The organism is Vibrio sp. 1078-1, assembly GCF_033340475.1.
Window position 1 is genome coordinate 1 of sequence record NZ_JAWOWM010000964.1, and the last position, 509, is coordinate 509.

Sequence of the window (509 nt, forward strand, 5' to 3'; positions counted from 1 at the left end):
CATTGACACTTTGGATCACTAGGTCGAGTAGCAAAGAATATCCCTTAATGGTTAACAAAACGAACCGCAAAAGGTTAGCATAGTCTTTTCAGAATAGACTAATTTAGATCAGCAACTTCTTGATCTAAACACCAAAATTAGAAGCAATACGAATTTGGGGTGATTAAAGGCTACACAATCGAGACGAAACTCGATTATTTCGTAACGGTTAGCGAAATCCCCATTAAGCCGCACTAAAAGGAACACGCATGATTAAGTTAGAAAGAGCCCAAAAAGAAACATTAGCGTCGGCAATTCAAGATTATATGCAGGATGAACTCAGCATTGAGATTGGCCAGTTTGACAGCGAATTTCTGATAGATTTTATTACCGATAAACTAGGCGCAGTCTATTACAACAAAGGCGTTGAAGATGCGAAAGCCGTGATAGAACGTCGAATGCTTGAAATGTCTGATGAGCTTTACGAGATAGAGCAAGAAGTATCAATTTAAGCTTTTGCGCATTCAATA

At 38.5% G+C, this 509-nt stretch carries 1 protein-coding gene; it reads left to right on the forward strand.

The genetic code is table 11. The annotated features are described in order from the left end of the window. The first annotated feature begins 248 nt into the window (after nucleotides 1-248). Entirely contained in the window at nucleotides 249-491 is a 243-nt protein-coding gene (locus tag R7190_RS31110; RefSeq protein WP_005454378.1) for a DUF2164 domain-containing protein, read from the forward strand. Nucleotides 492-509 lie beyond the last annotated feature (18 nt).

Excerpts from the sequence above, each read along its gene's own strand:
- R7190_RS31110 (WP_005454378.1), top strand. The coding sequence starts at position 249 with ATGATTAAGTTAGAAAGAGCCCAAAAAGAAACATTAGCGTCGGCAATT.